The 26,264-nt window shown below is 67.0% G+C and carries 29 protein-coding genes; 13 read left to right on the top strand and 16 right to left on the bottom strand.

The genetic code is table 11. From position 1 onward, the window contains the following. Positions 1-130: 130 nt before the first annotated feature. The 7 genes from AZKH_RS21635 to AZKH_RS21605 all read left to right on the top strand — a co-directional run bounded on the left by AZKH_RS21635 (position 131) and on the right by AZKH_RS21605 (position 6,639). A complete protein-coding gene (locus AZKH_RS21635; protein WP_041657675.1) occupies positions 131-1,093 on the top strand; it encodes an MBL fold metallo-hydrolase in 963 nt (320 codons plus the stop codon). Between the two features lie 86 nt (positions 1,094-1,179). After that, on the top strand, positions 1,180-2,847 hold the full coding sequence (locus AZKH_RS21630) for an FAD-dependent oxidoreductase (protein WP_015437940.1): 1,668 nt from the start codon (positions 1,180-1,182) through the stop codon (positions 2,845-2,847). Between the two features lie 11 nt (positions 2,848-2,858). Then, complete coding sequence (locus AZKH_RS21625) at positions 2,859-3,083, top strand: DUF2783 domain-containing protein (RefSeq protein WP_015437939.1); 225 nt, start codon at positions 2,859-2,861, stop codon at positions 3,081-3,083. Between the two features lie 19 nt (positions 3,084-3,102). After that, positions 3,103-3,648: a VOC family protein gene (locus tag AZKH_RS21620; RefSeq protein ID WP_015437938.1), complete on the top strand. Its 546-nt coding sequence runs from the start codon at positions 3,103-3,105 to the stop codon at positions 3,646-3,648. Continuing rightward, positions 3,645-4,676 carry a fumarylacetoacetate hydrolase family protein gene (locus AZKH_RS21615; protein WP_015437937.1) on the top strand — a complete coding sequence of 344 codons (1,032 nt, stop codon included), beginning with the start codon at positions 3,645-3,647 and terminating at the stop codon, positions 4,674-4,676. The genes AZKH_RS21620 and AZKH_RS21615 overlap by 4 nt, the downstream gene beginning before the upstream one ends. An 8-nt stretch (positions 4,677-4,684) precedes the next feature. Then, positions 4,685-5,329, top strand: a complete 645-nt coding sequence (gene maiA, locus AZKH_RS21610; RefSeq protein WP_015437936.1) for a maleylacetoacetate isomerase — start codon at positions 4,685-4,687, stop codon at positions 5,327-5,329. A 113-nt stretch (positions 5,330-5,442) separates the two neighbouring features. Beyond that, complete coding sequence (locus tag AZKH_RS21605; protein ID WP_015437935.1) at positions 5,443-6,639, top strand: multidrug effflux MFS transporter; 1,197 nt, start codon at positions 5,443-5,445, stop codon at positions 6,637-6,639. Between the two features lie 7 nt (positions 6,640-6,646). On the opposite strand, the gene AZKH_RS21600 is transcribed toward AZKH_RS21605, so the two are convergent. The 8 genes from AZKH_RS21600 to AZKH_RS21565 all read right to left on the bottom strand — a co-directional run bounded on the left by AZKH_RS21600 (position 6,647) and on the right by AZKH_RS21565 (position 11,431). Then, positions 6,647-6,979 carry a DUF1840 domain-containing protein gene (locus AZKH_RS21600; RefSeq protein ID WP_015437934.1) on the bottom strand — a complete coding sequence of 111 codons (333 nt, stop codon included), beginning with the start codon at positions 6,977-6,979 and terminating at the stop codon, positions 6,647-6,649. A gap of 10 nt (positions 6,980-6,989) precedes the next feature. Continuing rightward, positions 6,990-7,547, bottom strand: coding sequence for a hypoxanthine-guanine phosphoribosyltransferase (locus tag AZKH_RS21595; protein ID WP_015437933.1), 558 nt, complete (start codon positions 7,545-7,547; stop codon positions 6,990-6,992). Positions 7,548-7,624: 77 nt separating this feature from the next. After that, positions 7,625-7,954, bottom strand: coding sequence for a YqjK-like family protein (locus AZKH_RS21590; protein WP_015437932.1), 330 nt, complete (start codon positions 7,952-7,954; stop codon positions 7,625-7,627). Next, a complete protein-coding gene (locus AZKH_RS21585; protein WP_015437931.1) occupies positions 7,951-8,334 on the bottom strand; it encodes a phage holin family protein in 384 nt (127 codons plus the stop codon). Before AZKH_RS21585 ends, AZKH_RS21590 begins: the two co-directional genes overlap by 4 nt. Next, entirely contained in the window at positions 8,335-8,646 is a 312-nt protein-coding gene (locus AZKH_RS21580; protein WP_015437930.1) for a YqjD family protein, read from the bottom strand. A 149-nt stretch (positions 8,647-8,795) separates the two neighbouring features. Next, entirely contained in the window at positions 8,796-9,446 is a 651-nt protein-coding gene (alkB, locus tag AZKH_RS21575) for a DNA oxidative demethylase AlkB (RefSeq protein WP_015437929.1), read from the bottom strand. Next, positions 9,443-10,522 carry a bifunctional DNA-binding transcriptional regulator/O6-methylguanine-DNA methyltransferase Ada gene (ada, locus tag AZKH_RS21570; protein WP_015437928.1) on the bottom strand — a complete coding sequence of 360 codons (1,080 nt, stop codon included), beginning with the start codon at positions 10,520-10,522 and terminating at the stop codon, positions 9,443-9,445. The genes alkB and ada overlap by 4 nt, the downstream gene beginning before the upstream one ends. Before the next feature lie 117 nt (positions 10,523-10,639). After that, positions 10,640-11,431 carry an exodeoxyribonuclease III gene (locus AZKH_RS21565; RefSeq protein ID WP_015437927.1) on the bottom strand — a complete coding sequence of 264 codons (792 nt, stop codon included), beginning with the start codon at positions 11,429-11,431 and terminating at the stop codon, positions 10,640-10,642. A gap of 33 nt (positions 11,432-11,464) precedes the next feature. Here AZKH_RS21565 and pyrE point away from each other — a divergent pair, with 33 nt between their 5' ends. From pyrE to AZKH_RS21545, 4 genes are all read left to right on the top strand, one after another. Beyond that, positions 11,465-12,112 (top strand): orotate phosphoribosyltransferase, encoded by a 648-nt coding sequence (gene pyrE / locus AZKH_RS21560; protein ID WP_015437926.1) that lies wholly within the window; start codon positions 11,465-11,467, stop codon positions 12,110-12,112. Continuing rightward, positions 12,090-12,713: a DUF4124 domain-containing protein gene (locus tag AZKH_RS21555; protein ID WP_015437925.1), complete on the top strand. Its 624-nt coding sequence runs from the start codon at positions 12,090-12,092 to the stop codon at positions 12,711-12,713. The genes pyrE and AZKH_RS21555 overlap by 23 nt, the downstream gene beginning before the upstream one ends. Positions 12,714-12,784: 71 nt before the next feature. Continuing rightward, positions 12,785-14,866, top strand: coding sequence for a molybdopterin-dependent oxidoreductase (locus AZKH_RS21550; RefSeq protein WP_015437924.1), 2,082 nt, complete (start codon positions 12,785-12,787; stop codon positions 14,864-14,866). Beyond that, a complete protein-coding gene (locus AZKH_RS21545) occupies positions 14,863-15,645 on the top strand; it encodes an NAD-dependent deacylase (protein WP_015437923.1) in 783 nt (260 codons plus the stop codon). The genes AZKH_RS21550 and AZKH_RS21545 overlap by 4 nt, the downstream gene beginning before the upstream one ends. Positions 15,646-15,664: 19 nt before the next feature. On the opposite strand, the gene AZKH_RS21540 is transcribed toward AZKH_RS21545, so the two are convergent. The 6 genes from AZKH_RS21540 to AZKH_RS21515 form a co-directional block, all read right to left on the bottom strand. Beyond that, on the bottom strand, positions 15,665-19,567 hold the full coding sequence (locus tag AZKH_RS21540; protein WP_015437922.1) for a DUF3683 domain-containing protein: 3,903 nt from the start codon (positions 19,565-19,567) through the stop codon (positions 15,665-15,667). A 147-nt stretch (positions 19,568-19,714) separates the two neighbouring features. Beyond that, a complete protein-coding gene (locus AZKH_RS21535; protein ID WP_015437921.1) occupies positions 19,715-20,074 on the bottom strand; it encodes a RidA family protein in 360 nt (119 codons plus the stop codon). Positions 20,075-20,105: 31 nt separating this feature from the next. Beyond that, positions 20,106-20,537 (bottom strand): YqaA family protein, encoded by a 432-nt coding sequence (locus AZKH_RS21530; protein ID WP_015437920.1) that lies wholly within the window; start codon positions 20,535-20,537, stop codon positions 20,106-20,108. A gap of 28 nt (positions 20,538-20,565) precedes the next feature. Further along, positions 20,566-21,420 carry an FHA domain-containing protein gene (locus AZKH_RS21525; protein WP_015437919.1) on the bottom strand — a complete coding sequence of 285 codons (855 nt, stop codon included), beginning with the start codon at positions 21,418-21,420 and terminating at the stop codon, positions 20,566-20,568. A gap of 129 nt (positions 21,421-21,549) precedes the next feature. Further along, the gene (gene ttcA / locus AZKH_RS21520) at positions 21,550-22,497 is read right to left on the bottom strand and encodes a tRNA 2-thiocytidine(32) synthetase TtcA (RefSeq protein WP_015437917.1); all 948 of its coding nucleotides are present in this window, start codon (positions 22,495-22,497) and stop codon (positions 21,550-21,552) included. Between the two features lie 66 nt (positions 22,498-22,563). Beyond that, complete coding sequence (locus AZKH_RS21515) at positions 22,564-23,310, bottom strand: pteridine reductase (RefSeq protein ID WP_015437916.1); 747 nt, start codon at positions 23,308-23,310, stop codon at positions 22,564-22,566. 119 nt (positions 23,311-23,429) lie between these two features. Between AZKH_RS21515 and AZKH_RS21510 the strand changes: the two genes are divergently transcribed. Continuing rightward, positions 23,430-24,590 (top strand): class I SAM-dependent methyltransferase, encoded by a 1,161-nt coding sequence (locus tag AZKH_RS21510; protein WP_015437915.1) that lies wholly within the window; start codon positions 23,430-23,432, stop codon positions 24,588-24,590. A 103-nt stretch (positions 24,591-24,693) separates the two neighbouring features. Here the strand turns inward: AZKH_RS21510 and AZKH_RS21505 are convergent, their stop codons facing one another. Then, entirely contained in the window at positions 24,694-24,906 is a 213-nt protein-coding gene (locus tag AZKH_RS21505) for a hypothetical protein (RefSeq protein ID WP_015437914.1), read from the bottom strand. A gap of 211 nt (positions 24,907-25,117) precedes the next feature. After that, the gene (locus AZKH_RS21500; protein ID WP_015437913.1) at positions 25,118-25,924 is read right to left on the bottom strand and encodes an alpha/beta hydrolase; all 807 of its coding nucleotides are present in this window, start codon (positions 25,922-25,924) and stop codon (positions 25,118-25,120) included. Between the two features lie 137 nt (positions 25,925-26,061). Between AZKH_RS21500 and AZKH_RS27760 the strand changes: the two genes are divergently transcribed. Beyond that, on the top strand, positions 26,062-26,259 hold the full coding sequence (locus AZKH_RS27760; protein ID WP_015437912.1) for a DUF2905 domain-containing protein: 198 nt from the start codon (positions 26,062-26,064) through the stop codon (positions 26,257-26,259). The last annotated feature ends 5 nt before the right edge of the window (positions 26,260-26,264 follow it).

Below are 26,264 nucleotides of genomic sequence, written 5' to 3'. Positions count from 1 at the left end.
AGACTGCGCACGCGATGATTCCCGCATCTTCGTTTCTGCGCGTAGTTCAACCATAGCAAATCAATTGACGGTTAACAAATCGTCGGATAGCATGGGCTCAATCATGCAGCCTTTCGTCGAGGAGTTGTCGATGAACACCAAGGTTTTTGCATCGCAGGCCGACCTGGAAGAGAAGCGGATCAGTTTCGAGCAACTCTCTGCCCACGCCTGGGCGTACACCGCCGAAGGCGACCCGAATACCGGCATCGTCGTCGGTGACGACGCGGTGATGGTCATCGACGCGACCGCCACGCCCGTGATGGCGCAGGGCGTGATCGCGAAAGTGCGCGAGATCACCGACAAGCCGATCAAGTACGTCGTGCTGACGCACTACCATGCGGTGCGCGTGCTCGGCGCCTCCGGCTACAAGGACGAGGGGCTGCAGCAGGTCATCGCGAGCCGCGACACCTACGACCTGATCGTCGAGCGCGGCCGCCAGGACATGGATTCCGAGATCGGGCGCTTTCCGCGGCTCTTCGACGCGGTCGAGAGCGTGCCGGGACTGACCTGGCCGACGCTGACCTTCACCGGCGAGATGAGCTTGTTGCTCGGCAAGCTCGAAGTGAAGATCATGCAATGCGGGCGTGGCCATACCAAGGGCGACGCGGTCGTGTGGGTGCCGCAGGACAATGCGCTGTTCTCGGGCGACCTCGTGGAATATGACGCGGCGTGCTACACGGGCGACGCGTATCTTGCGGATTGGCCGGCGACGCTGGACCGGCTTGCGCAGTTCGGTGCCGCGAAGCTTGTGCCCGGGCGTGGTCCCGCGCTGAAGACGCCGGAAGCGGTGGAGCAGGGGCTCGCCTACACCAAGGCCTTCGTGACGACGCTGTACCGAAGCGCGCAGGAGGCGGTGGCGCAGGGCATGGACCTCAGGGCGGCGATGGCGCATACGCGCAAGCACATGGATCCGCACTTCGGCCAGGTCTTCATCTACGAGCACTGTCTGCCCTTCGACGTCACGCGCGCCTTCGATGAGGCCTCCGGCATCCGCGACCCGCGCATCTGGACCGCCGAGCGCGACCAGGAGATGTGGCACGCGCTGCAGGAGTGAGGCCGCAGCCCGATCGCGCAGAGAGCCCGGCGATACGCCCGCAAGAAGGCGGCGCCGCCGACCGACAGGCAAGAGGAGGAGACATCGTGCTCAGCACGTACACTTACCCGAAGTTCGAATATCGGCGCCCGCCCGAGATCGCCGAGCAGCGCGACGGGCGCTATCCGGTGGTGATCGTCGGCGCGGGGCCGGTCGGCCTGGCCGCGGCGATCGATCTCGCGATCCAGGGCAAGCCGGTGGTGCTGCTCGACAACGACGACACGGTGTCGATCGGCTCGCGTGGCGTGTGCTACGCGAAGCGCGCGCTCGAGATCATGGACCGCCTCGGCTGTGCCGAGGAGATGGTGCAGAAGGGCGTGTCGTGGAACGTCGGCCGGACCTTCTTCCGCGAGCAGGAAGTCTTCAACTTCAACCTCTGCCCCGAACCGGACCACCACCGCCCGGGCATGATCAACCTGCAGCAGTACTATCTCGAGGAATATCTCGTGCGGCGCGCGCAGTCGCTTGAGAACATCGATCTGCGCTGGAAGAACAACGTGATCGCCGTCACTGACCATGGCGATCACGTCAGCCTGCGCGTCGAGACGCCCGACGGCGCGTATAGCATCGACGCCGACTGGCTGATCGTCGCGGACGGCGCGCGCAGCCCGATCCGCCACATGATGGGGCTGGACATCGAAGGCAAGATCTTCATGGACCGCTTCCTGATCGCCGACGTCGTGATGAAGGCGGACTACCCGACCGAGCGCTGGTTCTGGTTCGATCCGCCCTTCCATCCGAACCAGTCGGTGCTGCTGCACCGTCAGGCCGACAACGTGTGGCGCATCGATTTCCAGCTGGGCTGGAACGTCGATCCGGAGGAGGAGAAGAAGCCCGAGAAGGTGATCCCGCGCATCAAGGCGATGCTCGGCGACGAGCGCGAGTTCGAGCTCGAATGGGTCAGCGTCTACACCTTCCAGTGCCGGCGCATGCACGAGTTCCGGCACGGGAGGCTCCTCTTCACGGGGGATGCCGCGCACCAGGTCTCGCCCTTCGGTGCGCGCGGCGCGAACTCCGGCATCCAGGACACGGACAACCTGGTCTGGAAGCTGAAGCTCGTGATGGACGGCAAGGCGCCCGCGAGCCTGCTCGATACCTACTCCGAGGAGCGCGTCTTCGCGGCTGATGAGAACATCATGAATTCGACGCGCTCGACGGACTTCATCACGCCGAAGAGCGCCGTCAGCAAGACCTTCCGCAACGCGGTGCTCGGCCTCGCGAAAGACCATCCGTTCGCCCGCGCGCTCGTGAATTCCGGGCGGCTGTCGGTGCCGAGTTTCCTCACGTCGTCCCGGCTCAACACCCCGGACAGCGAGGTCTTTGCCGGCAATATGGTGCCCGGTGCGCCGATGGACGACGCACCAGTCGAGACCGCGAGCGGCGAGCAATGGCTACTGCAGGCGGCCGGCAACCGCTTCCAGCTGCTGTACTACATCGCCGACGCCGCCGATCTCGACGCGAAGACGGCCGAGGGCTTCACGGCGCTCGCCGACGCAACGATCCCGGTCGAAGTGCTCGTCGTCGCCGAGCGCGGCAACGCAGCGGCGGGGCTGCGCACGCTCTACGACGTGCGAGGCCGCATCCGCGAGCGCTACGACCTGCGCCCCGACAGCTGCTACCTGATCCGTCCGGATCAGCACGTCGCGGCTCGCTGGCGCGCCTTCGACGTCGAACTCGTCCGCGCCGCGCTCGCCCGCGCCACCTGCAACGCTTGAGGGATGCCGACATGAGCCTCAATACCGATCCGAACTTCTTCACCCCCGGAAAGCGCTACTTTCGCGCTTTTTCGCCCGGCGACGACTTCTACGAGTCGCTGATCGACATGCACCGCGAGCTCACTGACGAGCAAAGCGCGATGGTCAATGCGCGCCTGATCCTGCTGCTCGCGAATCACATCGGCGATATCGACGTGCTGCGCGAAGCGATGAAGATCGCGCGCGAAGGCGCCTGAACGGCATAGGAGGCTTGCGATGCTGATCCAGAAGATCCACCACGTGGCCTACCGCTGCCACGACGCGTTGGAGACGGCGCGCTGGTACGAGAAGCACCTCGGCATGAAACTGATCCTGTCGATCGCCGAGGATGCCGTGCCCTCGACCGGCGAGCCGGACCCCTACATGCACATCTTCCTCGATGCAGGCATGGGCAACGTGCTCGCCTTCTTCGAGCTGCCGACCCGCCCGGCGATGGGTCGCGACCCGAACACGCCGGCCTGGACGCAGCACCTCGCGCTGCAGGTCGAGTCGATGGACGTCCTGCTCGCGACCAAGGCACGCCTGGAGTCGGAAGGCATCGACGTGATCGGCCCGACCGACCACGCGCTCTTCCATTCGATCTACTTCTTCGACCCGAACGGCCATCGTCTCGAACTTGCGGCGAACACCGGCTCGCCGAAGATGCTGGAGGCGCTCGACCGCGTGAAGTGGGACATGCTCGAGGAGTGGGCGCAGACCAAGAAGGCGCCGAAGCATGCCGCCTGGATGCACGACGGACGCTACAAGGAGATGTTCAAGTGAAGCTCGCGACCTTGAAGCACGGCGGGCGCGACGGCACGCTGGTCGTCGTCAGCCGCGACCTCGCACGCTGCCAGACCGTCGGCGGCATTGCGAAGACGTTGCAGGCGGCGCTTGACGACTGGGACACGGTCGCGCCCGAGCTCGAGCTCGTCTACGACATGCTCAACCACGGTCACGCCCGGCACGCGATCCCCTTCGATCCGGCGCACTGCCATTCGCCGCTGCCGCGCGCCTACCAGTGGGCGGACGGTTCGGCCTACATCAACCACGTCGAGCTTGTGCGCAAGGCACGCGGCGCCGAGTTGCCCGCGTCCTTCCACACCGACCCGTTGATGTACCAGGGCGGTTCGGACAGCTTCGTCGGGCCGCGCGATGCGATCGTCGCGGCGAGCGAGGACTGGGGCATCGACTTCGAGGCCGAGGTCGCAGTCGTCACCGGCGACGTGCCGATGGGGGCGACGCCCGACGACTGCGCACGGGCGATCCGCCTCGTGATGCTCGTGAACGACGTGTCCCTGCGCAACCTGATCCCGAATGAACTCGCGAAAGGCTTCGGCTTCTTCCAGTCCAAGCCCGCCTCCGCGTTCAGCCCGGTCGCGGTGACGCCCGACGAGCTCGGCGCGGCGTGGCGCGACGGCCGCGTGCATCTGCCGCTGCAGGTGACGCTCAACGGCCAAGCCTTCGGTCGCCCGAATGCGGGCGTCGACATGACCTTCAACTTCCCGCGCCTCGTCGCCCACGTCGCCGTCACGCGCGAACTCGAAGCGGGTTCGATCATCGGCTCCGGTACCGTCTCCAACAAGCAGGACGGGCTCTTCGGCTCCAGCATCGCCAATGGCGGCGTTGGCTACTGCTGTCTTGCCGAAGTCCGGATGTACGAGACGATCGAGACCGGTGCGCCAAAGACGCCCTTCATGCGCTTCGGCGACCGCGTGCGCATCGAGATGACCAACGAGCGCGGCGAGGACATTTTCGGCACGATCGACCAGCAGGTCGTGCCGCTCGCCTGCCGCACCGCCGTCGATTAAGGAAACGCATGAAGCTCTACACCTACTTCCGCAGCTCCGCCGCCTACCGCGTCCGCATCGCGCTCAACCTCAAGGGCATCGCCTACCAGCCCGTGGCGATCCATCTCCTGAAGGAGGGCGGCCAGCAGCGCAAGCCGGAATACCTCGCGCTGAACCCGGCCGGCCTCGTGCCGGCGCTCGACGACGACGGCCAGTTGGTGACGCAGTCGCTCGCGATCATCGAATACCTCGACGAGACACATCCCGCGCCGCCGCTGCTGCCCGCCGACGCGCTGGGCCGGGCGCGCGTCCGGGCGCTCGCGCAGGCGATCGCATGCGACATCCACCCGATCAACAATCTGCGCGTGCTGAAGTACCTCAAGCACGAGTTCGGCGTCGACGACGCGCAGAAGGACGCGTGGTACCGCCACTGGTGCGAAGTCGGCCTCGCCGCGGTCGAGGCGATGCTCGCGAGCGATCCGCGCACCGGCCGCTTCTGTCACGGCGACACGCCGGGCCTCGCCGATTGCTGCCTCGTGCCGCAAGTCTTCAATGCGCGCCGCTTCGACTGCAAGCTCGACGGGATGCCGACCGTGCTGCGCATCACCGAGGCTTGCGAAGCGCTCGATGCCTTCCGTGCGGCGGCACCGGCGAACCAGCCGGATGCCGAATGACGTCGCGCCTTGAAAGATAGATATCAAACAATTTAATTAAAAATAGATGATGCGAGGACGAAGAGTGCGGCGATACTAGCCGCATCGTCTATCAGCATCCGCGCCCCCCAACGATGACTGCCGCCACGCTCCCGCTCGCCATCCTGATCACGTCGCTGGTCGCCCTCGGGCCTTTATCGACGGATTTCTACCTGCCCGCACTGCCCGCGATCGGTGCGGCGCTCAGCGCAGATGTCGCCAGCACCCAGCTCACGCTGTCGGTGTTCCTCTTCGGTTTCGCGGTCGGCCAGCTCGCCTACGGCCCACTGTCGGACCGCTACGGGCGCCGGCCCGTGCTGCTCGTCGGGATCGTGCTCTACGTGCTCGCGTCGGTGGTGTGCACGGTCGCGACCTCGATCGAGGCGCTGATCGCGGCGCGGTTTCTGCAGGCGCTCGGCGCGTGCGCAGGTCCGGTGCTGGGGCGCGCGATCGTTCGCGATGTCTACGGCCCGCAGGACTCGGCGCGCATGCTCTCCTACATCGGCACCGCGATGGCGCTGGCGCCGCTCGCGGGTCCGGTCATCGGCGGCTGGCTCACGGTCTGGTTGGGCTGGCGCGCGACCTTCGTGTTCCTGACCGTGTATTCGGTGATCCTGACGCTCGCCGTGTGGCGCATGCTGGGAGAAACCAACGGCCATCGCGACCTTGCTGCCGCCTCACCCGGGCGGCTGCTGAAGAATTTCGGCACCTTGTTGAGCGACCGGCGCTATCGTGGCGTGCTGCTGTGCAATGCGCTCGCCTATTCCGGCCTCTTCGCCTTCATCTCGGCCTCGCCCTTCGTCTTCATCAACATGTTCGGTTTTTCGCCGCAGGGCATGGGCCTCGCGTTCGGCGTGATGGTATCGGGCTACATGAGCGGCTCGACGATTTCCGGGCGGCTGTCGCGCCGCTTCGGCCCGGAACGGCTGCTGTACCGCGGCACGCTGGTGGGCGTCGTCGCCGGCCTGACGATGCTCGGGCTCGCGCTCGGAGGCGTCCATCATCCGCTTGCGGTGATGATCCCGATGTGGTTCTCGGCGGCCGCGATCGGGCTCGTGATGCCCAACGCCGCGGCGATCGGCATGGCGCCCTATCCGCAGATGGCGGGTTCGGCCGCGTCGCTGATGGGCTTCTCGCAGATGGGGCTCGCGGCGCTGGCCGGCATCTTCGTCGGCCACGCGCTCGGCAGCACCGTCGTGCCGATGGCGCTGGTCATCGCCGTCGGCGCGGTCGCGAGCCTCGCGAGCTATTGGATGTGGGTGCGGAGCGCGGGCGCGGCGCAGCCTTCGTAAGTGGCGTTCACACGCCCCATGTCACCGGCACGCCTTCCTTCTGCGACAGCTCCAGCATCGACAACAGCGGCCAGGCGCGTTGGGCGAGGTTGACCGGCGCCGCCATGCCGCGGCGTTCGGGGTCTTCCTCCTCGTCGTCGTCTTGAGCCTGCCCACCTTGGCCTGCCTTCTCCGCTTCGATCGCGGCGCGCAGGCGTGCAATCGCGCCCGGCAATTGTTCGACCGTGATGATGCCCTTGGCGTCCTGCGGGTCCTTGCCCAGGATTTCGACGAGCTTCTTCGCGACGTCGCCGAACATGATCACGTCGGCGTCGGCCGCGGATTTGAAGGTGAGCAGCATGATGGCCTCCTTATAGTCCCTTGACCGCGTAGATCCCCGGCGCATTACGCCAATAGCCCTTGTAGTCCATCCCGCAACCGAACACGAAGCGGTCCGGGACTTCGAGCCCCGTGAAGTCGGCACGCATGCCAGGGTAGGCCTTGCGGTCGTGAATCTTGTGCGTGAGCACCGCCGAGCGAACGTCCGCCGCGCCGTCGCTCTTCAGGTAGTCGAGGATCGCGAGCAGCGTGTGGCCCTCGTCGAGGATGTCGTCGAGGACCAGCACCGTGCGCCCGCGCAGGTCCTGCGTCGGCCGCATGCGCCAGTCGAGGTGCGCGCCCTTGAGCGCATGGCCGTAGCGCGTCGCATGCAGGTAGGCAACTTCGAGCGGGAAGGGCAGGCGCGGCAGCAACTGGCCGGCGAGGATCATGCCGCCATTCATCACGACGTAGATCAGCGGATTCCGGTCGGCGAGTTGCGCCGTGATGTCCGCAGCCATGCGGTCGAGGGCCGCTTCGACGACGGCGGCATCGGCGATGCAATCGGCTTCTTCGCGGGCGCGGATGATTTCGTCCAGATTGGCCTGCATGGCGGAACTCTCGCGTTGGTTTAGCAGTGGCATTGTACCGGACTGCCCCGATAGTGGGGCTCGGGCGCGCGGCTGCGTCAAACCGCGAAGCGCTTGAGGATGTCGAGCAGCGGCGCGACGCCGCGCCCGATCTTCCGGTACAGCATCCATCCGATCCACGCCCGCCGCACGATCCGCAGCGCGAGGCGCGGCTTCAACGCGATCAGCAGCACGGCCCCGGCGGTGAGCAGGGGGGCCCGGCGGCCGAGGCCTTCTACGCCCTCGCGTGCCCGATCGACGAGGTCGAGGACCGATTCGACCCTTTCAAGTCCTTGGAGCAGCTGGGCGCGCTGTTGTTCGGCGCGCAATTGCAAGCGCTGCTTTCGGAGCGCGAACTCGACGGTGTGCGCGACCGCCTGGGGATTCATTCTCGCGGCTGCAGCGCGTCGCGGTCGCGGGCGAGTTCGCCGAGCGTCGCGGTGAAGAGGCTGCTGCGGGCATCACTCGCGGCATTGCGCGCCGCGAGCAGTCCGCAGACGATCAGCACCACGGTGCCGGCACCGAGCGCGACCAGGCGGTAGCCGTCCCAGAACAGTACGGTCAGGAAGATCGCCAGGAATACCACGCCGAAGCCCAGGAAAACCGCCGCGAGCAGCGTGTTGAAGAGCAGGCTCGCGAGGCGCAGTTTTTCTTCCTGCGCCTCGACGACGAACAGTTCCAGCCGCGTCTGTGCGGTTTCGAGCAGCCCGTCGATGAAGCCGCGCAAACCCCTCGCGAGCGGTCCCTTGCCCGGTTCGTCCGCTGCCACTCAGCGGCGCCCGGCGAGCAGGCCGAGCAGGAAGGCGACGCCCGCCGCGACCCCGACCGATTGCCAGGGGTTCTTATGCACGTAGTCGTCGGTGGCGTTGGCGACCTTCTTCGTCTGCTCGACCACGCTCGTTTCCAGTTCGCCGACCCGGCTGCGTGCGGAGGTCAGACGTTCCCCGAGTCGCGCCCGGACTTCGCTGACCTTCTCGCCGGCCTGCCCGGCAGTCAGGCGAAGCAGTTCATCGGCGTCGCTTATCATGACCTTCAGATCAGCGACCAGCTTTTCTCGCGATACCTCGGTTGCATTGGGCATTTTTGAGTCCTCCGTTAGCTGTCATGACAAGCGCGAAATTGCGCCACCCGCTAAAGGCTAGTCCCATCGCCGCTCGAACGCAAATACCTATCCACCGTTAACGGCGATCTGGAGCTCCGGCGGCGGGCAGGGCGGGCGTCCCGCAGGGCTCAAACCGAGCAGCGGAACGTCAGATTGATGCGCAGCGCGCCGAGCAGCCCATGGCGGCCGTCCTTGACCGGTTGGACCCCGTGATAGCGCAGACGATCCTCTCCGCCCCACACGATTGCGTCGCCGTGCTCGAGCAGGATGCGCCGCTGCGGGTCGCGCCGGCTCATGCCGCCGAGCAGGAAAACCGCCGGCAGGCCCAGCGATACCGACACGATCGGCGCGGCGAGATTGCGCTCGTCGCGGTCCTGGTGCAGCGACATCCGGGCGCCCGGCGCGTAACGGTTGATCAGGCAGGCGTCCGGCGCGAAGCCGGGAAATCCCGCCTGCGCCGCGGCTTCGCGCGCGAGCGCCTGCAGCATCGCCGGCATTGCCGGCCAAGGCTCGCCGCTTAGCGGATCGACCGGCGAGTAGCGGTAGCCGTTCGCATCGCTGACCCAGCCTTGCGCGCCGCAGTTGGTCATCGCCACCGACATCGTGAATCCGCCTGGCGTGACCATGTGGCGGAAGGGCGCGCGCCCCTCGACCGCGGCGATGGCGGCAAGGACGGCCGGCGCCTCGGCGCGCGCAAAAGCGTGCAGATGTACCGTTCCCGGCCCCAGCCGCTCGGGCCATGGCGCCTCGTCGTCGAGCTGGAACAGGTCACCGCTCATCGTCCTTCAGTCTCCCGTTCGAGCAGGCTGCGCTTGCGCTCGACGCCCCAGCGATAGCCCGCCAAACCGCCGTCGTTGCGTACCACGCGATGACAGGGGATTGCGACCGCGATCGCATTCGCAGCGCACGCGCCGGCGACCGCGCGCACCGCGGCGGGCGCGCCGATGCGCTGCGCGAGTTCCGTGTAGCTGATCCGCTCGCCCGGCGGAATCTTCTGCAGCGCCTGCCAGACGCGCTGCTGGAAGGCCGTGCCGCGGATGTCGAGCGGCAGTTCGAGCCCGGTCGCGGGCGCTTCGACGAAACCGACGACCTGCGCGACGAGGCTGTCGAAGTCCGCATCCCCGGCGACGAGCCGGGCCGCCGGGAAGCGCGTTTGCAGGTCGTCGACGAGCGCCTGCGGATCATCGCCGAGCAGGATCGCGCAGATGCCGCGCTCGCTTTGGGCGACGAGGATCGCCCCGAGCGAGCAGTCGCCGACGGCGAAGCGGATCTCCGTATCCGTGCCCCCCTTGCGGTAGGCAGCCGGCGTCATGCCGAGGACGGCGTCCGATTCTGCATAGAAGCGGCCGTTCGACCCGTAGCCCGCCTCGTAGATCGCATCCGTGACGCTGTCGCTGCGCCTCAGCTCACGGCGGACACGTCTTGCGCGATGCGCCGTCGCGTAGGCGCGCGGCGTGAGGCCCGTGACGCGCTTGAACTCGCGATGCAGGTGGTAGGGGCTCAGGCCGCTGTGCGCGGCGAGCTCGGAGAGGCTGGGGATGTGCTCCGCGGTCTCGATCAGTCGGCACAGTTCGACGATGCGGGCTGACTGCTGAGCGGCCGGCGCCAAGGCCTCGTCCGGTCGGCAGCGCCGGCACGCGCGAAATCCCGCCCGCTCGGCCTCGGCTGGTGTCGCGAAGAACGCGACGTTCTCGGGGCGCGCCCGCCGCGACGCGCAGCTCGGCCGGCAGTACACGCCGGTCGTCTTCACCGCATAGACGAAGCTTCCGTCGGCATCCGCCGCGCGGCCCACGACGGCCGACCAGCGCGGATCGCCTTCGATCGCGGCTGCCTGCAATGCCTTACCGTTGTCCATGTCCGCTCCTTGCGCCCGTGTGTCGATTCCACTGTATCGACCGAGGGGGACGGGCGCACTCCGGCTCTTGCTCTCGAATTCGACAGCCGGGGAGCATCTCGGGTTGCGCCTACCGGATCAGGCGCCGGCGTGAGCGTAGTCGTAATCGACGATGAGCGGCGCGTGGTCGGAGAAGCGCTGGTCCTTGTAGATCGACGCCTCGCGTGCGGTGTGCGCGACGCCCGGTGTCGCGATCTGGTAATCGAGGCGCCAGCCGACGTTCTTCGCCCAGGCCTGCCCGCGGTTGGACCACCACGTGTAGCACGCGTCGGTCGTGTCCGGGTGGAGGCGGCGATAGACGTCCACCCAGCCCTGTTCGTCGATCACGCGTGTGAGCCAGGCGCGCTCCTCGGGCAGGAAACCCGAGTTCTTCTGGTTCGACTTCCAGTTCTTGAGGTCGACTTCCTTGTGCGCGATGTTCCAGTCGCCGCACACGATCACCTCGCGTCCGCTCGCACGCAGCGCCGCCATGTGGGGCAGGAAGCGCTCCATGAAGCCGAACTTGATCTGCAGCCGCTCCTCCGAGCTCGAGCCCGACGGCAGGTACAGCGACACAATCGACAGCGGCCCGAAATCGAGCTGCAGGAAGCGCCCCTCGGCGTCGATGTCGGCGATGCCCAGCCCCTCGACGACGCGGTCCGGCGTGCGCCGCGTGTATAGCCCGACGCCGCTGTAGCCCTTCTTCTCGGCGGGGTGGAAGTAGCCGGCGAAGTCGCCCGGCGCGCGCATGACGTCGGTCAGGTCGGGGTGTTGCGCCTTCAGTTCCTGCAGGCACACGACGTCGGCGTCCTGCGCAGCGAGCCAGTCGTAAAAGCCTTTGCTGGCGGCCGAGCGGATGCCGTTGAGGTTGAGGGTGATGACGCGTAACATGCGGCGGGTTAACCCAAGATCGGATGCAAGGACGTGGATTTTAGCCGGGATTTCATCGCATTGGCCTGCGACAAGGGCGTGCTGCGCTTCGGTTCCTTCGTGACCAAGGCGGGCCGCAATTCGCCGTATTTCTTCAACGCCGGGCTGTTCAACGACGGCACTTCCTTCCGCGAGCTCTGCGGCTTCTACGCGCGCGCGATTATGGCCGCGGGCGTGCCCTGCGACATGCTGTTCGGGCCGGCCTACAAGGGCATCCCGCTGGTCGCCGGCGTCGCGATCCGCCTCGCCGAATCCGGCGTGAACATGCCCTTCGCCTTCAACCGCAAGGAAGCGAAGGACCACGGCGAAGGCGGCACGCTCGTCGGTGCGCCGCTGGCCGGCCGCGTGCTGATCCTCGACGACGTGATCTCCGCCGGCACCTCGGTACGCGAATCCGTCGAGATGATCCGCGCCACGGGTGCGGAACCGGCGGGCGTCGTGATCGCCCTCGACCGCATGGAGCGCGGCAAGTGCGTGCAGTCGGCCGTGCAGGAAGTGCGCGAGACCTACAACATGCCGGTGATCGCCGTGGCAACGCTGGACGATCTGATCGGCTACCTGGGCGACAGCCCGCAACTCGCGGCGAACCTCGATGCCGTGCGTGCTTATCGGGATACCTATGGGATTGCAACGCAAGCTTGATGCGCTGATCGTGGCTGTCCTCCTGCTCGCCAGCGGAGCCGCCTCCGCGGCGATCTACTGCTGCGACGACGGTGGCCGGCGCGTCTGCGGGGACATCCTGCCGGCGGCCTGCTACGGCCAGTCCTATCGTGAGATGGGCAACGACGGGACGGTCAGGCGCCAGGTGTCGGCACCGCTCACGCGCGAGGAAATCGCGCGCCGCAAGGCCGACGAGGAAAAGCGCAAGGCCGACGAGCAGGCACAGGTCAAGCAGCGCCGCCTTGACGACGCGCTGCTCAGCTCGTACACGAGCGTCGAGGAGATCGACCGCCGCCGCGATCGCGAGATCGGCGAGATCGAGCGCGGGATCGAATCCACGCGTGAGCACCAGACGGAACTGCGCGCGCGCCGTGAGCGTCTGCAGAAGGACGCGGAATTCTACAAAGGCAAGCCCTTGCCTCGTGACCTCGATAACGCAATCAAGGCGATCGACAAGGAACTCGCGTCCTACGACACGATCTTCGCCTCCAAGCGGATCGAAATCGACGCGTTGCGCGCCCGCTTCGAGGCCGACCGGGCCCGTTTCATCGAACTGAAGTCCGGCCGCTCGGCCGCGCGCTGAGCGTCGCCTTCGTTGCCGCACTGCGCGACCGCGCAGCTTGCGGCCGGTAGTAACCCCTGGCAGGTACGACCATGAACGCTCCCACTCCCAAAGTTATCCGCGCGGCCTGCCCCCACGATTGCCCGGACACCTGCGCGATGGAGATCACGGTCGAGAATGGCCGCGCAGTGAAGGTCCGCGGCGCGGACGACCTGCCCTTCACGAACGGCGCGTTGTGCACGAAGGTCGCGCATTACCTCGACCGCGTGTATTCCCCGCAGCGCCTGCAGTACCCGATGAAACGCGTCGGCAGGAAGGGCGAGGGGCGCTTCGAGCGCATTTCCTGGGACGAGGCGCTCGACACCATCGCGGCAAAGTTCCGCGACATCGCCGCCGACGACCCCCTCGCGATCCTGCCCTACAGCTACGCCGGCACGATGGGCCTCGTGCAGGGTAGCAGCATGGACTGCCGCTTCTTCCATCGGCTCGGCGCCTCCTTGCTCGACCGCACGATCTGTGCGTCGGCGGGTGCCGCGGGCTGGAAGGCGACGATCGGCGCCTCGGTCGGCATGGATCCGGAGGCGATCGTCGATGCGAAGCTGATCCTGATCTGGGGCGGCAACCCGATCGTGTCGAACCTGCACGGCTGGCGCTACATCCTGGAAGCCAAACGGCGCGGCGCGAAGCTCGTGTGCATTGATCCGTGGCGCTCGCAGACCGCCGAGAAGTGCGACCTGCACCTCGCGCCCTGGCCGGGCACCGACGGCGCGCTCGCGCTGGCGATGATGCAGGTGCTGATCGCCGACGGGCTCATCGACCGCGACTACATCGACGCCCACACGCTCGGCTTTGACGCCCTCGCCGAGCGCGTTCGCACCTGTACGCCGGAGTGGGCGTCGCCACTCACCGGCCTGCCGGCGGAGACGATCCGCGATCTCGCGCGCGAATACGGCAGCGTGAAGCCGGCGGCGATCCGCCTCAACTACGGCCTCAACCGCTGCGCCGGCGGCGGCATGGCGGTGCGCAACATCGCGTGCCTGCCGGCACTCATCGGTGCGTGGCGCCATCCGGCGGGCGGGGCGCTGCTGTCCACCTCGGGCAACTTCCCCGTCGACCAGCAAGCCCTCGAACGCCCCGATCTCTACACCGCGCATCACGCGCGCCCGACCCGCACGATCAACATGTCGACGATCGGCGAGGATCTGCTGACTGCCAACGATCCGCCGATCCGCGCGCTCTACGTCTACAACTCGAACCCGGTCGCGGTCGCGCCGAACGGGGCGCGCGTGCGCGAAGGCTTCGCGCGGGAGGATCTCTTCTGCGTAGTGCACGAGCTCTTTCAGACCGATACGGCCGACTACGCCGACATCCTGCTGCCGGCGACGAGTCAGCTCGAACATCGGGACGTGCACAAGTCCTACGGCCATCTCTACGCGCTGACGAATGAGCCGGCGATCGCGCCGCTCGGCGAAGCGAAGCCGAACAGCGAGGTGTTCCGCCTGCTCGCGGCGCGGCTGGGCTTCACCGATGCGCCGCTGTTCGAGTCCGACGACGAGATCGCCGCGCAGGCCTTCAAGCGCCGCGACCTGCGCGCGCTCGGCGTCGATCCGGAAACGCTCGCCGCGCGCGGCTGGGCGCGGCTCAACCTGCCGCGGCCCTTCACGCCCTTCGCGCACGGCGATTTCCTGACGCCGTCCGGCAAGTGCGAGTTCTATTCCGGGAGCCTCGCCGCCCAGGGCTTCGACCCGCTGCCGCGCTGGGTGCCGCCGCATGAGTCCCCGGTCAGCAATCCGGAGCTCGCCGCGCGCTATCCGCTCGCGATGATCTCGCCGCCCGCGCGCAACTTCCTCAACACCAGCTTCGCGAACCTGCCGCGCTTCCTCGAACAGGAAGGCAGCCCGAAGCTGGAGATCCATCCGGACGACGCCGCCCGCCGCGGCATCGCGGCAGGCGACCGGCTGCGCATCTACAACGACCGCGGCGCCTTCCACGCTCGGGCGGTCGTCACCGATCGCGTGCGCCTGGGACTCGTCGTGTGTCCGTCGGTCTGGTGGCGTAAGCTTTCGGGTGACGGCGAAAACGCCAACGCCGTCACGTCGCCGGCCCTGACCGACATCGGCGGCGGACCGACCTTCTACGATTGCCTGGTCGAGGTCGAAGGAGTACAGCCGTGAATAACGCCGAAACCCTCGACACCGTCGCACAACTGATCGACGACTCCGACCGCATCCTCTTCATCACCGGCGCCGGCATCTCCGCCGATTCGGGCCTGCCGACCTACCGCGGCATCGGCGGCCTGTACCACGAGCGCCTCACCGAGGACGGCCTCACGATCGAGGAGGCCTTGTCGGGCGAAATGATGTACCGCCGGCCCGACATCACGTGGAAATACATCGCCCAGATCGAGGCCAACTGCCGAGGCGCGCAGCCGAACATCGCGCATCGCATCATCGCCGCGCTCGAACACGAGAATCCCGGGGTGTGGGTGCTGACGCAGAACGTTGACGGCCTGCATCGCGACGCCGGATCGAACAACCTGATCGAGATCCACGGCACGGTGCACCGGCTGCGCTGCATCGAATGCCATCATGCGCGCACTGTGACCGACTACGCCGGCCTCGAGATTCCGCCGGCCTGTCCGTCCTGCGGCGGGTTGATCCGGCCGGACGTCGTGCTCTTCGGCGAGATGCTGCCGGATGCCGGTCTCAACCGGCTCCAGGCGCTGCTCGACGATGGCGTCGATCTCGTCGTGTCGATCGGCACGACGAGCGTTTTCCCCTACATTTCCGGCCCGATCTGGTGGGCCGACCAGGTCGGCGTGCCGAGCGTGGAGATCAATCCCGGTGAAACGGAGGTCAGCCGCCTCGTGACGCACCGCATTCGCATGAAGGCCGCCGAGGCGATGCCGGAGCTATGGCGGCGGCTGCACCCGGAAGGAGCGTGGGAGGCCTAAGGCGGCCTCCCCGTAGCGCTTACAGCAGCACCCGCTCGATGCCGCCGCTGTTGGCGCGCTGCACGTACTCCGGCATCCAGTTTTCGCCGAGCACGTGCTTGGCGATCTCGATGACGATGTAGTCGGCCTCGACCCCGCCCGCGTCGTTCGTGTAGCGGCTCAAACCCTGCAGGCAGGACGGGCACGAGGTCAGGATCTTCACCGGCTCGTTGCCGCCGTCGCGCAGTGCCGCCGCCCCCTTCTCGATCTCCTCCTGCTTGCGGAAGCGCACCTGCGTCGAGATGTCGGGCCGCGCGACCGCGAGCGTGCCCGATTCGCCGCAGCAGCGGTCGCTGAGGTCGACGCGCGTGCCCATCAGTTCGTTGGCGACCTTGATGCCCGAATGCACCTTCATCGGCGTGTGGCAGGGCTCGTGGTACATGTACTTGGTGCCGCTGAGGCCTTCGAGCTTGACGCCCTTTTCCATCAGGTACTCGTGGATGTCGAGCAGGCGGCAGCCCGGGAAGATCTTCTCGAACTGGTACTTCTGCAGCTGATCCATGCAGGTGCCGCAGGACACGATCACCGTCTTGATGTCGAGGTAGTTCAGCGTGTTGGCGACGCGGTGGAAGAGCACGCGGTTGTCGGTCGTGATCTGCTGGCCCTTGTCGTCCTCGCCGGCCGAAGTCTGCGGATAGCCGCAGCACAGATATCCGGGCGGCAGCACGGTGGTCGCACCGACCTGATAGAGCATCGCCTGCGTCGCTAAGCCCACCTGGCTGAAGAGGCGCTCCGAGCCGCAGCCGGGGAAGTAGAACACCGCCTCCGATTCGTCGCGCTTGATCTGCGGGTTGCGGATCACCGGGATGACCTTGTCGTCCTCGATGTCGAGCAGCGCGCGGCTGGTGCGCTTGGGCAGGTTGCCGGGCATCGGCTTGTTGATCATGTGGATCACCTGCGCGCGGATCGGCGGCTTGCCGAGCGTCGCGGGCGGCGCCTTGACCTGGGCCTGGATCAGCCCCAGCGACTTGCCGACCTTGTGCGCGAAGCGCTGCGCCTTGTAGCCGACCTCGATCATGCCGGTGCGGATCAGCTTGATCGTCGCCGGGTCCTTCGCGGTCAGGAAGGCCATCGCCGCGGCCTTGCCGGGGTTGAAGCTCTTCTTGCCCTGCTTGCGCAGCAGGTTCCGCATCTTGATCGACACGTCGCCGAAGTCGATGTCGACCGGGCAGGGCTTCTCGCACTTGTGGCAGACGGTGCAGTGGTCCGCGACGTCCTCGAACTCGGCCCAGTGCGCGAGCGACACGCCGCGGCGCGTCTGCTCCTCATAGAGCATCGCCTCGATCAGCAGCGAGGTCGAGAGGATCTTATTGCGCGGGCTGTACAGCAGGTTCGCGCGTGGCACATGCGTCGAGCACACCGGCTTGCACTTGCCGCAGCGCAGGCAGTCCTTGATGTCGTGTGCGATGTCGCCGATCTCGGTCTGCTCCATGATCAGCGACTCGTGGCCCATCAGGTTGAAGCTGGGCGTGTAGGCGTTGTCGAGGTTGCCGGTGATCGTGCCGGCGCCGCGCATCAGCTTGCCGCGGTTGAAGCGGCCTTCCGGGTCGACCTTCTGCTTGTAGGCCCAGAAGTTCGCCATCTCGTCGTCGGTGAGGTAGTCGAGCTTCGTGATGCCGATACCGTGCTCGCCCGAGATCACGCCGTCGAGCGAACGCGCCAGCGCCATGATGCGATCCACCGCGCGGTTGGCGGTCTGCAGCATGTCGTAGTGGTCGGAGTTCACCGGGATGTTGGTGTGCACGTTGCCGTCGCCGGCGTGCATGTGCAGCGCGACGAAGACGCGGCCGCGCAGCACTTCCTTGTGCACTTCGGCGATACGCGCGTGGACCGGGCGGAACACGACACCGTCGAAGATCTTGTCGAGGCGCGGCTTGAGCTCGGTCTTCCATGAGGTGCGGACCGAGTAGTCCTGCAGCCGGTGGAAGAGGCGCGGGTTCGCGGCGCGGTTCGTGAGTTCCCCTGCCTGCACGCCGAACTCGGCGAAGCGGGCTTCGGCCTCGGCGAGCGGCAGATCGAGATTGTCGAGCAGCCACTGCCAGCGGCGGCGCACGCTCGCGATGTAGTCGAGTGCGGCCTGGCGGCGGTCGCCGATCAGCTCGTCGGCGGCGATGTTCGCGTCGCCCTGGTCGAGCGGCAGATCCCCCTGCAGGAATTCGGTCAACGCGTCGCACAGCTCGAGCTTGTTCTGCGTGGAGAGCTCGATGTTGATGCGCTCGATGCCGTCGCAGTAGTCGCCCATGCGCGGCAGCGGGATCACGACGTCCTCGTTCACCTTGAACGCGTTGGTGTGGCGCGAGATCGCCGCGGTGCGCGAGCGGTCGAGCCAGAAGCGCTTCCTTTGCTCCGGGCTCACCGCGATGAAGCCTTCGGCGGCGCGCACGTTGCACATGCGCACGACTTCCGACGCGGCGGTCATCACGGCCGCCTCGTCGTGGCCGACAATGTCGCCGATCAGCACCATCTTCGGTCGGCCGTGGCGCTTCGCCTTGGTCGTGTAGCCGACCGCCTTCACGTAGCGTTCGTCGAGGTGCTCGAGGCCCGCGAGCTGCACGCCGAGGCGGTGGCCTTCGGCGCCCGGCTTGAACCAGTCGGTGATCTCGACGATCGCCGGCACGGCTTCGCGGACCTGGCCGAAGAATTCGAGACAGACCGTGCGCGTCACCGGCGGCATCTTGTGCAGCACCCAACGTGCGGCGACGATCAGGCCGTCCGTGCCTTCCTTCTGCACACCCGGTACGCCGCCGAGGAATTTGTCGGTGACGTCTTTGCCGAGGCCGACTTTGCGGCACGAGGCGCCCGGCATCGCCAGGATCTCTTCGCCGAGCAGCGCGTAGCTCGCGGCGTCGAAGCGGCGCAGGCGGAACTGCACCGTCTCCTGCTCGTGGATCTTGCCGAAATTGTGGCCGAGGCGTTCGACTTCGAGCCAGTTGCCGTGCGGCGTGACCATCTTCCACCACGCCAGGTTGTCGAGCGCGGTGCCCCACAGCACCGCCTTCTTGCCGCCGGCGTTCATCGCGATGTTGCCGCCGATGCACGAGGCGGAGGCCGAGGTTGGGTCGACGGCGAACACGCGGCCCGCGAGGCTCGCGGCTTCCGAGACGCGGTCCGTGACGACGCCCGCGCCGGTGCGGATCGTCGCATAGGGCAGGGCGGGCTTGCCGGAGAGGTCCGGCAGCATCACTTCTTCGACCGCGCCGATGTCGATCAGCTTCTCGGTGTTGATCACGACCGAGCGCGCGTCGAGCGGTACGGCGCCGCCGGTGTAGCCGGTGCCGCCCCCGCGCGGGATGATCGTCAGCCCGAGCTCGATACAGCTCTTCACGAGCGGCGCCATCTCGTCCTCGGTGTCCGGGCACAGGACCACGAAGGGGTACTCGACGCGCCAGTCGGTCGCGTCGGTGACGTGCGAGACGCGCGCATGGCCGTCGAAGCAGATGTTGTCGCGCTTGGTGTGGCGGGCGAGCGCCTTCAGCGTCTTCTTGCGCAGCGCCTCGGTGTCGGTGAAGAAGGCGGCGAAGCGGTCGACCGCGACGTGCGCGGCGGCGACCAGGCTCGCGGCCTTCTCGCTGCGCTCCGGGTCTTCACCCGCGCTTTCCTCGCGGCGCTTCTCGACTTCGCGCAGGCGGTGACGCAGCGCGGCGATCAGCGCGTCGCGCCGTTCCGGGTTCTCCAGCAGGTCGTCCTGCAGGTACGGATTGCGCTGCACGACCCAGATGTCGCCCAGCACCTCGTAGAGCATCCGCGCCGACCGTCCGGTCACGCGCTCCTCGCGCAGCGCGTTCAGCGTTTGCCACGCGTCGGCCCCGAGCAGGCGGATGACGATCTCGCGGTCGGAGAACGAGGTGTAGTTGTAAGGGATCTCGCGCAGGCGTTGAGTCATGAGATGTTCCGATACCGGGCGGCAGTGAACCGCAAATTGTAACTTACTGCGGTGCAATAGAAGGGCGTTTTAAGCCCTCATAAAACGTAGGGTCTTGATTTTGCAGCAGGTTGAATCCGTCGTCAGACAACTGCCGACGCGGAAGATTCAGTCCGCGCCGCGAACGGCGGCCATCACCGCGATCTCGACGCGCCAGCCGCTGTGCGCGAGGCCGGCGACCTGCACGCAGGCGCGCGAGGGCGCGGTGCCGGCGGGCAGCCAAGCGTCCCAGACGCCGTTCATCGCGTCGTAGTCGGCCATGTCCGTGAGGTAGATCGTCGCGGAAAGCAGGCGCTCGCGGCCGCTGCCGGCTTGGGCGAGCAGGCGGTCGAGGTTGTCGAGGATTTCGCGCGTCTGCGTCGCGGCGTCCGCGCCTTCGGTGGCGGGGACTTCGACGATCCAGGCCGTGCCGTTGTGGATGACGATGTCGGAATAGCGGGCGGTGGTGCCAAAGCGCTGAATGGTCATGGTTGGTTTGGAGGCAGAGTCGGGGGAAAGATCAAAGGACGGTCCAGGCGACGAGCGCGTAGCGTAGCAGCTTGCCTGCGCCCATCCACAGCATGCAGGGCAGCCACGCGAGGCGCAGCCAACCGGCCGCGGCGCATAGCGCGTCGCCGACCACCGGTGCCCACGACAGGATCAGCACCGGTGCGCCGTGGTGACGGACCCAGGCGAGCCGCGTGGTGTCGGCCTTGTGCGGCAGCAGGCGGGCGAGCGCCCAGGTGCTCATACCGCCCAGGGTGTTGCCGAGGGTCGCGAGCGTGAGCGCGGCGAAGAGCTGTTCGGGGCGCAGCTTCAGCACGCCGGCGAGCACGAGCTCGGAGCCGCCGGGCAGCAGCGTCGCCGACAGGAAGCTCGATACGAAGAGCGCCGCGAGGCCCGCGTCGGGGCCGGGGTCGAGCAAGGTCAGGAAGTCCATGAAGGGGAGCATCGCCGCGCCGGCAGGGGCCGGCCGAGCGTCAGAGGATCTCGAAGAAGAGCAGGTCGCGTTCGATTTCGTCGCAGGAAAAGCCGCAACCGATCCGCCCCGGCCCCTTGAGGCGCACTTCCTCGTTCTTGATGCAATATTCGACGTGGCCGTTTTCAAGCAGGAAAGTGCCGTTGGTGCTCTGATCGATGAGCACGAATCCATCACGCCGGCGTTCGATGCGCGCATGCTGGCGCGACGCGCGCGGATCGGCGATCACCACGTCGTTGCCGAGCTCGCGTCCGAAGAGCAGCACGGGGCGCGTCTCCTCGACCATCAGCACCGTTTCGCCGTGGCGCAGCTGCAGCCGCTGCCCGGTGCGCGGGGCGGCCGGCGGCGGGGTCGGGACGCCGCTCGGACGGCCGAGCGGATGGATGGGCCAGGGCAGGTCGCGCAGCATGGCGTTGCGCGTCGGCGTGTCACCGATCAGCGGCCGGGTGCCGGCTGAAAGGTCCGTGAAGACCGGCGCGGTGGCAAAGCCGTGACCCGGCTTCGCGGCTTCGGCGAGGCGCTGGGCGATGCGTTCGACGTCCTGCTCCGCAGCTTCGCCGCTATGCACGCCGATACTGATCGCCATGCGCAGCCCGCGCTGGGGCGGCAGCGACTGCACGCGTTCGAGCATCTCGCAGGCGGCGAGGATGGCCGCGTCGCCGCGGGCGAACTTCGCGCTGATGCGGACGCTGCCGTGGCGCTGCGAAGTGCCGGCGTTGGCCTCGACCGCTCGTTCGATGCGATGCAGGCAGCGCTCGATCGCATGGCCGGCTTCGGTCGTGCCGAGGGCTTCGGCGAGACGATCCGTGCCCGGTACTTCGGCAACGAGGACGCAGACGGTGTTCGGCAGGGCCATGTCCGGAATTCCGTGTCTGATTCATCACTGCGGCATGGCGCCCGGATTCCGAACGGGGCGCCGCAGACCGGCTCGATGATGATCGTCAAATGACTGAGCCATTGCAAGCCGGATTGCGCCGGCGCGGACTCAGTCTGTTAAATCGCTCACGACGGGAATGGTGCCGAGCGCGAAGGGCAGTTCCGGCCGGTCGAAGGCGATGTCACCTTCGGCCACCTGCGTGTCGCGCGTGAGTCCCCGAAAATCGAAGAGATCGGCGTCCGCCAGATGCGAGGGCACAACCTGGGTCATCGCGGTCGCGATCGACTCGATGCGCCCCGGGAATTCGCGCGCCCAGGCCTGCAGCATGTTCTTGATCTGCTTGCGCTGGGCGTTCTCCTGCGAACCGCAGAGGTTGCACGGGATGATCGGGAATTCCATCGTGCGCGCGAAGCGGGCGATGTCGTTCTCGGTGCAGTAGGCGAGCGGGCGGATCACGACGTGTTCGCCGTTGTCGCTGACGAGCTTGGGCGGCATCGACTTCAGCTTGCCGCCGAAGAACATGTTGAGGAACAGCGTCTCGATCATGTCGTCGCGGTGGTGGCCGAGCGCGATGCGCGTCGCGCCGATCTCCTTCGCGACGCGGTAGATGATCCCGCGGCGCAGGCGCGAGCATAGCGAACAGGTCGTCTTGCCCTCGGGGATCTTGTCCTTGACGATCGAGTAGGTGTCCTCGGTGACGATGCGGTACTCGACGCCGATCGACTCGAAATAGGCCGGCAGCACCTCGGCGGGGAAGCCCGGCTGCTTCTGGTCGAGGTTCATCGCGACGATGCGGAAATTGACCGGTGCCCGTTCGCGCAGCGCGAGCAGGCAGGACAGCAGCGTGTACGAATCCTTTCCTCCGGACACGCACACCAGCACCGTGTCGCCTTCGCCGATCATGTTGAAGTCGCCGATCGCCTTGCCGACCGAGCGTTCGAGCTTCTTCTTCAGCCGCAGGAAGGTGTTCGAGAAGCGCGGCGCGGCATTGTCGTCGTCGACGGTCACGGTGGTGTCGGGGAGGGCCGCCTCGGCGGCAGCGGTCAGGGCGTTCACGGCGGGATGTCCAACAGGAAAAACGGGGCGCATTATACCTTTGGCGGCAGGGACTTACCCTGTGACTTACAGATGCGCGCTACGTCCGCCGTCGACGGCGAGAATCTGGCCCGTGATGTAGGGGGCGTCGAAGATCAGGAAGCGCACGGTGCGGGCGATGTCGGTCGGGCTGCCGATGCGGCCGAGCAGCGTGTGGCGGACGATGGCGTCGCGCTCGTCCGCGGGGAACTGTCCGTCCTCGGGCCAATCGATCGCGCCGGGTGAGACGCCGTTCACCCGGACTTCCGGGCCGAGCTCCAGCGCCAGCGCGCGCGTGAGCCCGGCGAGCCCCGCCTTCGCGACGCAATACACGGGGTAGTTCTTCATCGGCCGTTCGGCGTGGATGTCGACGATGTTCACGATCGCGCCGCGGCATTCGCGCAAGGCCGGGGCGGCGGCCTGCGACAGGAAGAGCGGCCCCTTGAGGTTGGAGCCGATGAGGTCGGTCCAGGCGGCGGCATCGATGCGGCCGAGCGGCGTCGGGTAGAAGCTCGACGCATTGTTCACGAGCGCGTCGAGCCGTCCATGGCGCGCGAGTATCGTGTCGACGACGCCTTCGGGGGCGCCGTCCTCCTTGAGGTCGGCCCGCACGGTCGTCGCGGAGTCCCGGCGCTGGGCGTTGAGCGCGGCGGCGAGCGCTTCGGCGTCGGCCGCCGACTGCCGGTAATGCAGCACCACATGGGCGCCGGCCGCGTGCAGCGTGCGGGCGATCTCGGCGCCGACGCGTCGTGCGGCGCCGGTGATCAGGATGACGGGGGTGTCCTGCTGGTTCATTTCTCTGTCGGTCTGTTCTTTCTGGTTATGGAGGCACGTGTCGGACACGGCATCGGCGCGCGGGGCGGTGCGTGCCGGCGGGTAGAATACGCGTTTTACCTTCGTCCGCCGCGCCTGCCATGTCCCTGCCGCAACCTTCCGACGACGCCCTCGCGCAGAGCGAGCGCCTCGTCCAGACGATCCATTCCGCCATCGCCGAGGCGGGAGGCTGGATTCCGTTTTCGCGCTACATGGCGCTCGCGCTCTACGAGCCGGGTCTTGGGTATTACAGCGGCGGCGCGCGAAAGTTCGGTCCCGGCGGCGATTTCATCACGTCCCCGGAGCTCACGCCGCTCTTCGGTCAGGCGCTCGCGTCGCAGGTCGAACAGGTGATGCGCGCCTCCGCGCCTGCCTTGATCGAGGTCGGCGCCGGCACAGGTCTCCTTGCAGCCGACCTGCTGCTGGAGCTCGAACGCCGCGGCAGCCTGCCCGAGACCTATTCGATCCTCGAAGTCTCGGGCGAACTGCGCGAACGCCAGTTCGACACGCTCGCCGCGAAGGCGCCCCATCTCGCGAGCCGGATACGCTGGCTCGACACGCTGCCGGAGCATTTTTCGGGCGCGCTGGTGGCGAACGAAGTGCTGGACGTGATGCCCGTGCACATCGTCGCCCAACGTCCCGAGGGGCTCTTCGAGCGCGGTGTCGCCCTCGACGACAGCGGCACGCTGCGCTGGGCCGATTCGCCGGCGACGGGCGCGGTGGCGGAGTACGCGAAGACGCTCGAACTGCCGGAGCCGCAGAGCGGCGAGTACGTTACCGAGATCAACCTCGCCGGACGTGCGTGGATCGCCGAGTGGGCGCGCCGCCTCGACAAGGGCGCGCTGTTGCTGATCGACTATGGCTACCCGCGCGCCGAGTACTACCTGCCCTCACGCTCGAACGGTACGCTGCTGTGCTACTACCGCCACAACGCGCATGCCGACCCCTTCCTGTGGCCGGGCCTCAACGACATCACGGCCTTCGTCGACTTCACGGCCGTTGCCGAAGCGGCCTTCGAAGCGGGGCTCGACGTGTACGGCTATGCGAACCAGGCGGCCTTCCTGTTCAACTGCGGGGTGCTGGAGTGTCTGGCGCGGCGTGCGCCGGAGGAGAGTGCGGACTACATCCGCGCCGCGCGTGCGGTGCAGCGGCTGACGACGCCGCAGGAGATGGGGGAACTCTTCAAGGTGCTGGCCGTCGGCAAGGGCATCGACGAACCCTTGGTGGGTTTCCGCCGCGGCGACCGCTTGCATGCGCTGTAAGAGGCGACCTGCCGCGCGCGGATAAAAAACGCTCTCGCCTCCGGCACGTGTCGTATCCGGAGCTCAGGCGGTCACGCACCCGCGTGCGCAACCTGCGCGAAAGTCACTCTTGGAAGCGATAGACCGCTTCGAGGAAGTGTTCGGCGTCGATCGGCGGCGCTTTCGGAGTGGTCTCGATGTGCTCGACCTGCACCAGCTGCAGTTGCACCGCGGGCTCGCGCTGCGGCGGCAGCCAGCTCGCGTTGAGCACTTCGTCCCCGTACTCCTCGGGTTCTGCGATCACCTTGCCTGTCGTCATGTCCATGATCATCACCATGATGGCCTCCGCGGTGTCGTCTGGTGGTTCGGCGTCCTGAGTCGGTTATCGGCCGATCCGGCCGAATCTTGAGCTCGAACGTGGTGCGTACCGGACTACCGCAATCGGCACCGCAGGGAAGACGGTCCGCCCTGCAGAGTGCCGACCAGGCACCCTTTTGGTGCCCGCAGTTCCATCATGAATCGAAATGATTCCGATTGCTAGATCGGAGTCAATCAATTTGTGTCGGAAGCCACGCTGCGAGCAGGTCGGCCACCATGCGCCAGTCGTGTTCGAGCATCACGCCGTGGCCCATTCCCGGGATGATGCGCGCCTGTTCGCCGTAGGTTGCGGCAGTCATCATGACTTGCGCGGGCGGGATCAGCTGGTCGTGCTCGGCGCCGACGACCAACATCGGCGGGCGATGCATTAGCGCGGGCAGCGGCAGGTTGAAGAAGGTCATGTCCCAGATCGCGCGGTGCGATTCGGGCTGGCATAGCGCGTAGTAGCGCATCAGCGTGTCGACGCCGATCGGCTGGTGGAAGAGGGCGTCGCGCAAGCCGTCCGGGTCGGGGTGGCCGCCGTTGAGGATGCGGTTGAGGTCGTTGAGAAGATTCGGTTTCGAGAGCATCAACCCGATCGCCGATCCCATCAACCCCTGCGGCGGCACTGCGCAGAGCAGCACCGCGGCCGGCACCTGGGCGCGTTCGAGGTACTTCTGCACCACCATGCCACCCATCGAGTGGCCGATCAGCACCGGGGGCGACGGCAGGCGCGCGACGACTTCGGCGATGTCGCGTACGTAGTCGTCGATCGAGAATGCGTCGAGGACGCCCGCGCGGCGGCTCGCGCCGTGGCCGGACAGCGACACGGCGTAGCTCGTGTAGCCGGCCTGCGCAAAATAGGGCAGGAAGTGCTCGCTCCAGCACCAGGCGCCGGTGTAGGCGCCGTGGATGAACAGCAGCGGAGTGGAGGATCGAGGTTCGCCTGCCGGGCTGCAGGCCAGGACTTCGAGATCGCCGAAGCGGTTGGCGTTCATGCTTGCGACGTCTTTGGATCGAGATGGGTCATCACGGGTTCTTGGATCTGTGTTGCGGGCGCGCTGCTGCCGAAAGTGGCAGCCTTGCGGCCAAGGATGGGCGCGAGTCTAATGCTTTATTTCGGGGGAAGCGATTCGTGTTGAAGTGGCTGGTCGTGATCGTGCTGATGGTAATCGTTACCGAGGTGTTCCGCCCCGGCCTGACACGTACCTTGCGGCTCGGCCATTTGCCCGGAGACCTGCATTTCCGCGTGTTCGGCCGCGCTTTCCACCTGCCGTTCACCAGCACCCTCCTGTTGTCGCTAGTCGTTTGGGTGGTGCTGAGAGCAATCTGAAGGCC

The organism is Azoarcus sp. KH32C (assembly GCF_000349945.1).
Taxonomy (GTDB): domain Bacteria; phylum Pseudomonadota; class Gammaproteobacteria; order Burkholderiales; family Rhodocyclaceae; genus Aromatoleum.
This window is presented reverse-complemented; position numbering and strand designations above follow the sequence as displayed.

Bases quoted from the DNA above. Each gene is read 5' to 3' on its own strand.
- AZKH_RS21510 (WP_015437915.1), top strand. From the start codon at position 23,430: ATGTCCCTGCCGCAACCTTCCGACGACGCCCTCGCGCAGAGCGAGCGC.
- AZKH_RS21600 (WP_015437934.1), bottom strand. From the start codon at position 6,979: ATGCTGCTCACCTTCAAATCCGCGGCCGACGCCGACGTGATCATGTTC.
- ada (WP_015437928.1), bottom strand. From the start codon at position 10,522: ATGGACAACGGTAAGGCATTGCAGGCAGCCGCGATCGAAGGCGATCCG.
- alkB (WP_015437929.1), bottom strand. From the start codon at position 9,446: ATGAGCGGTGACCTGTTCCAGCTCGACGACGAGGCGCCATGGCCCGAG.
- AZKH_RS21555 (WP_015437925.1), top strand. From the start codon at position 12,090: ATGGGATTGCAACGCAAGCTTGATGCGCTGATCGTGGCTGTCCTCCTG.
- AZKH_RS21595 (WP_015437933.1), bottom strand. From the start codon at position 7,547: ATGCAGGCCAATCTGGACGAAATCATCCGCGCCCGCGAAGAAGCCGAT.
- AZKH_RS21550 (WP_015437924.1), top strand. From the start codon at position 12,785: ATGAACGCTCCCACTCCCAAAGTTATCCGCGCGGCCTGCCCCCACGAT.
- AZKH_RS21565 (WP_015437927.1), bottom strand. From the start codon at position 11,431: ATGTTACGCGTCATCACCCTCAACCTCAACGGCATCCGCTCGGCCGCC.
- AZKH_RS21540 (WP_015437922.1), bottom strand. From the start codon at position 19,567: ATGACTCAACGCCTGCGCGAGATCCCTTACAACTACACCTCGTTCTCC.
- AZKH_RS21530 (WP_015437920.1), bottom strand. From the start codon at position 20,537: ATGCTCCCCTTCATGGACTTCCTGACCTTGCTCGACCCCGGCCCCGAC.
- AZKH_RS21590 (WP_015437932.1), bottom strand. From the start codon at position 7,954: ATGAATCCCCAGGCGGTCGCGCACACCGTCGAGTTCGCGCTCCGAAAG.
- AZKH_RS21525 (WP_015437919.1), bottom strand. From the start codon at position 21,420: ATGGCCCTGCCGAACACCGTCTGCGTCCTCGTTGCCGAAGTACCGGGC.
- AZKH_RS21625 (WP_015437939.1), top strand. From the start codon at position 2,859: ATGAGCCTCAATACCGATCCGAACTTCTTCACCCCCGGAAAGCGCTAC.
- AZKH_RS21620 (WP_015437938.1), top strand. From the start codon at position 3,103: ATGCTGATCCAGAAGATCCACCACGTGGCCTACCGCTGCCACGACGCG.
- AZKH_RS21515 (WP_015437916.1), bottom strand. From the start codon at position 23,310: ATGAACCAGCAGGACACCCCCGTCATCCTGATCACCGGCGCCGCACGA.
- maiA (WP_015437936.1), top strand. From the start codon at position 4,685: ATGAAGCTCTACACCTACTTCCGCAGCTCCGCCGCCTACCGCGTCCGC.
- AZKH_RS21580 (WP_015437930.1), bottom strand. From the start codon at position 8,646: ATGCCCAATGCAACCGAGGTATCGCGAGAAAAGCTGGTCGCTGATCTG.
- AZKH_RS21500 (WP_015437913.1), bottom strand. From the start codon at position 25,924: ATGAACGCCAACCGCTTCGGCGATCTCGAAGTCCTGGCCTGCAGCCCG.
- AZKH_RS21505 (WP_015437914.1), bottom strand. From the start codon at position 24,906: ATGGTGATGATCATGGACATGACGACAGGCAAGGTGATCGCAGAACCC.
- AZKH_RS21635 (WP_041657675.1), top strand. From the start codon at position 131: ATGAACACCAAGGTTTTTGCATCGCAGGCCGACCTGGAAGAGAAGCGG.
- AZKH_RS21605 (WP_015437935.1), top strand. From the start codon at position 5,443: ATGACTGCCGCCACGCTCCCGCTCGCCATCCTGATCACGTCGCTGGTC.
- AZKH_RS21535 (WP_015437921.1), bottom strand. From the start codon at position 20,074: ATGACCATTCAGCGCTTTGGCACCACCGCCCGCTATTCCGACATCGTC.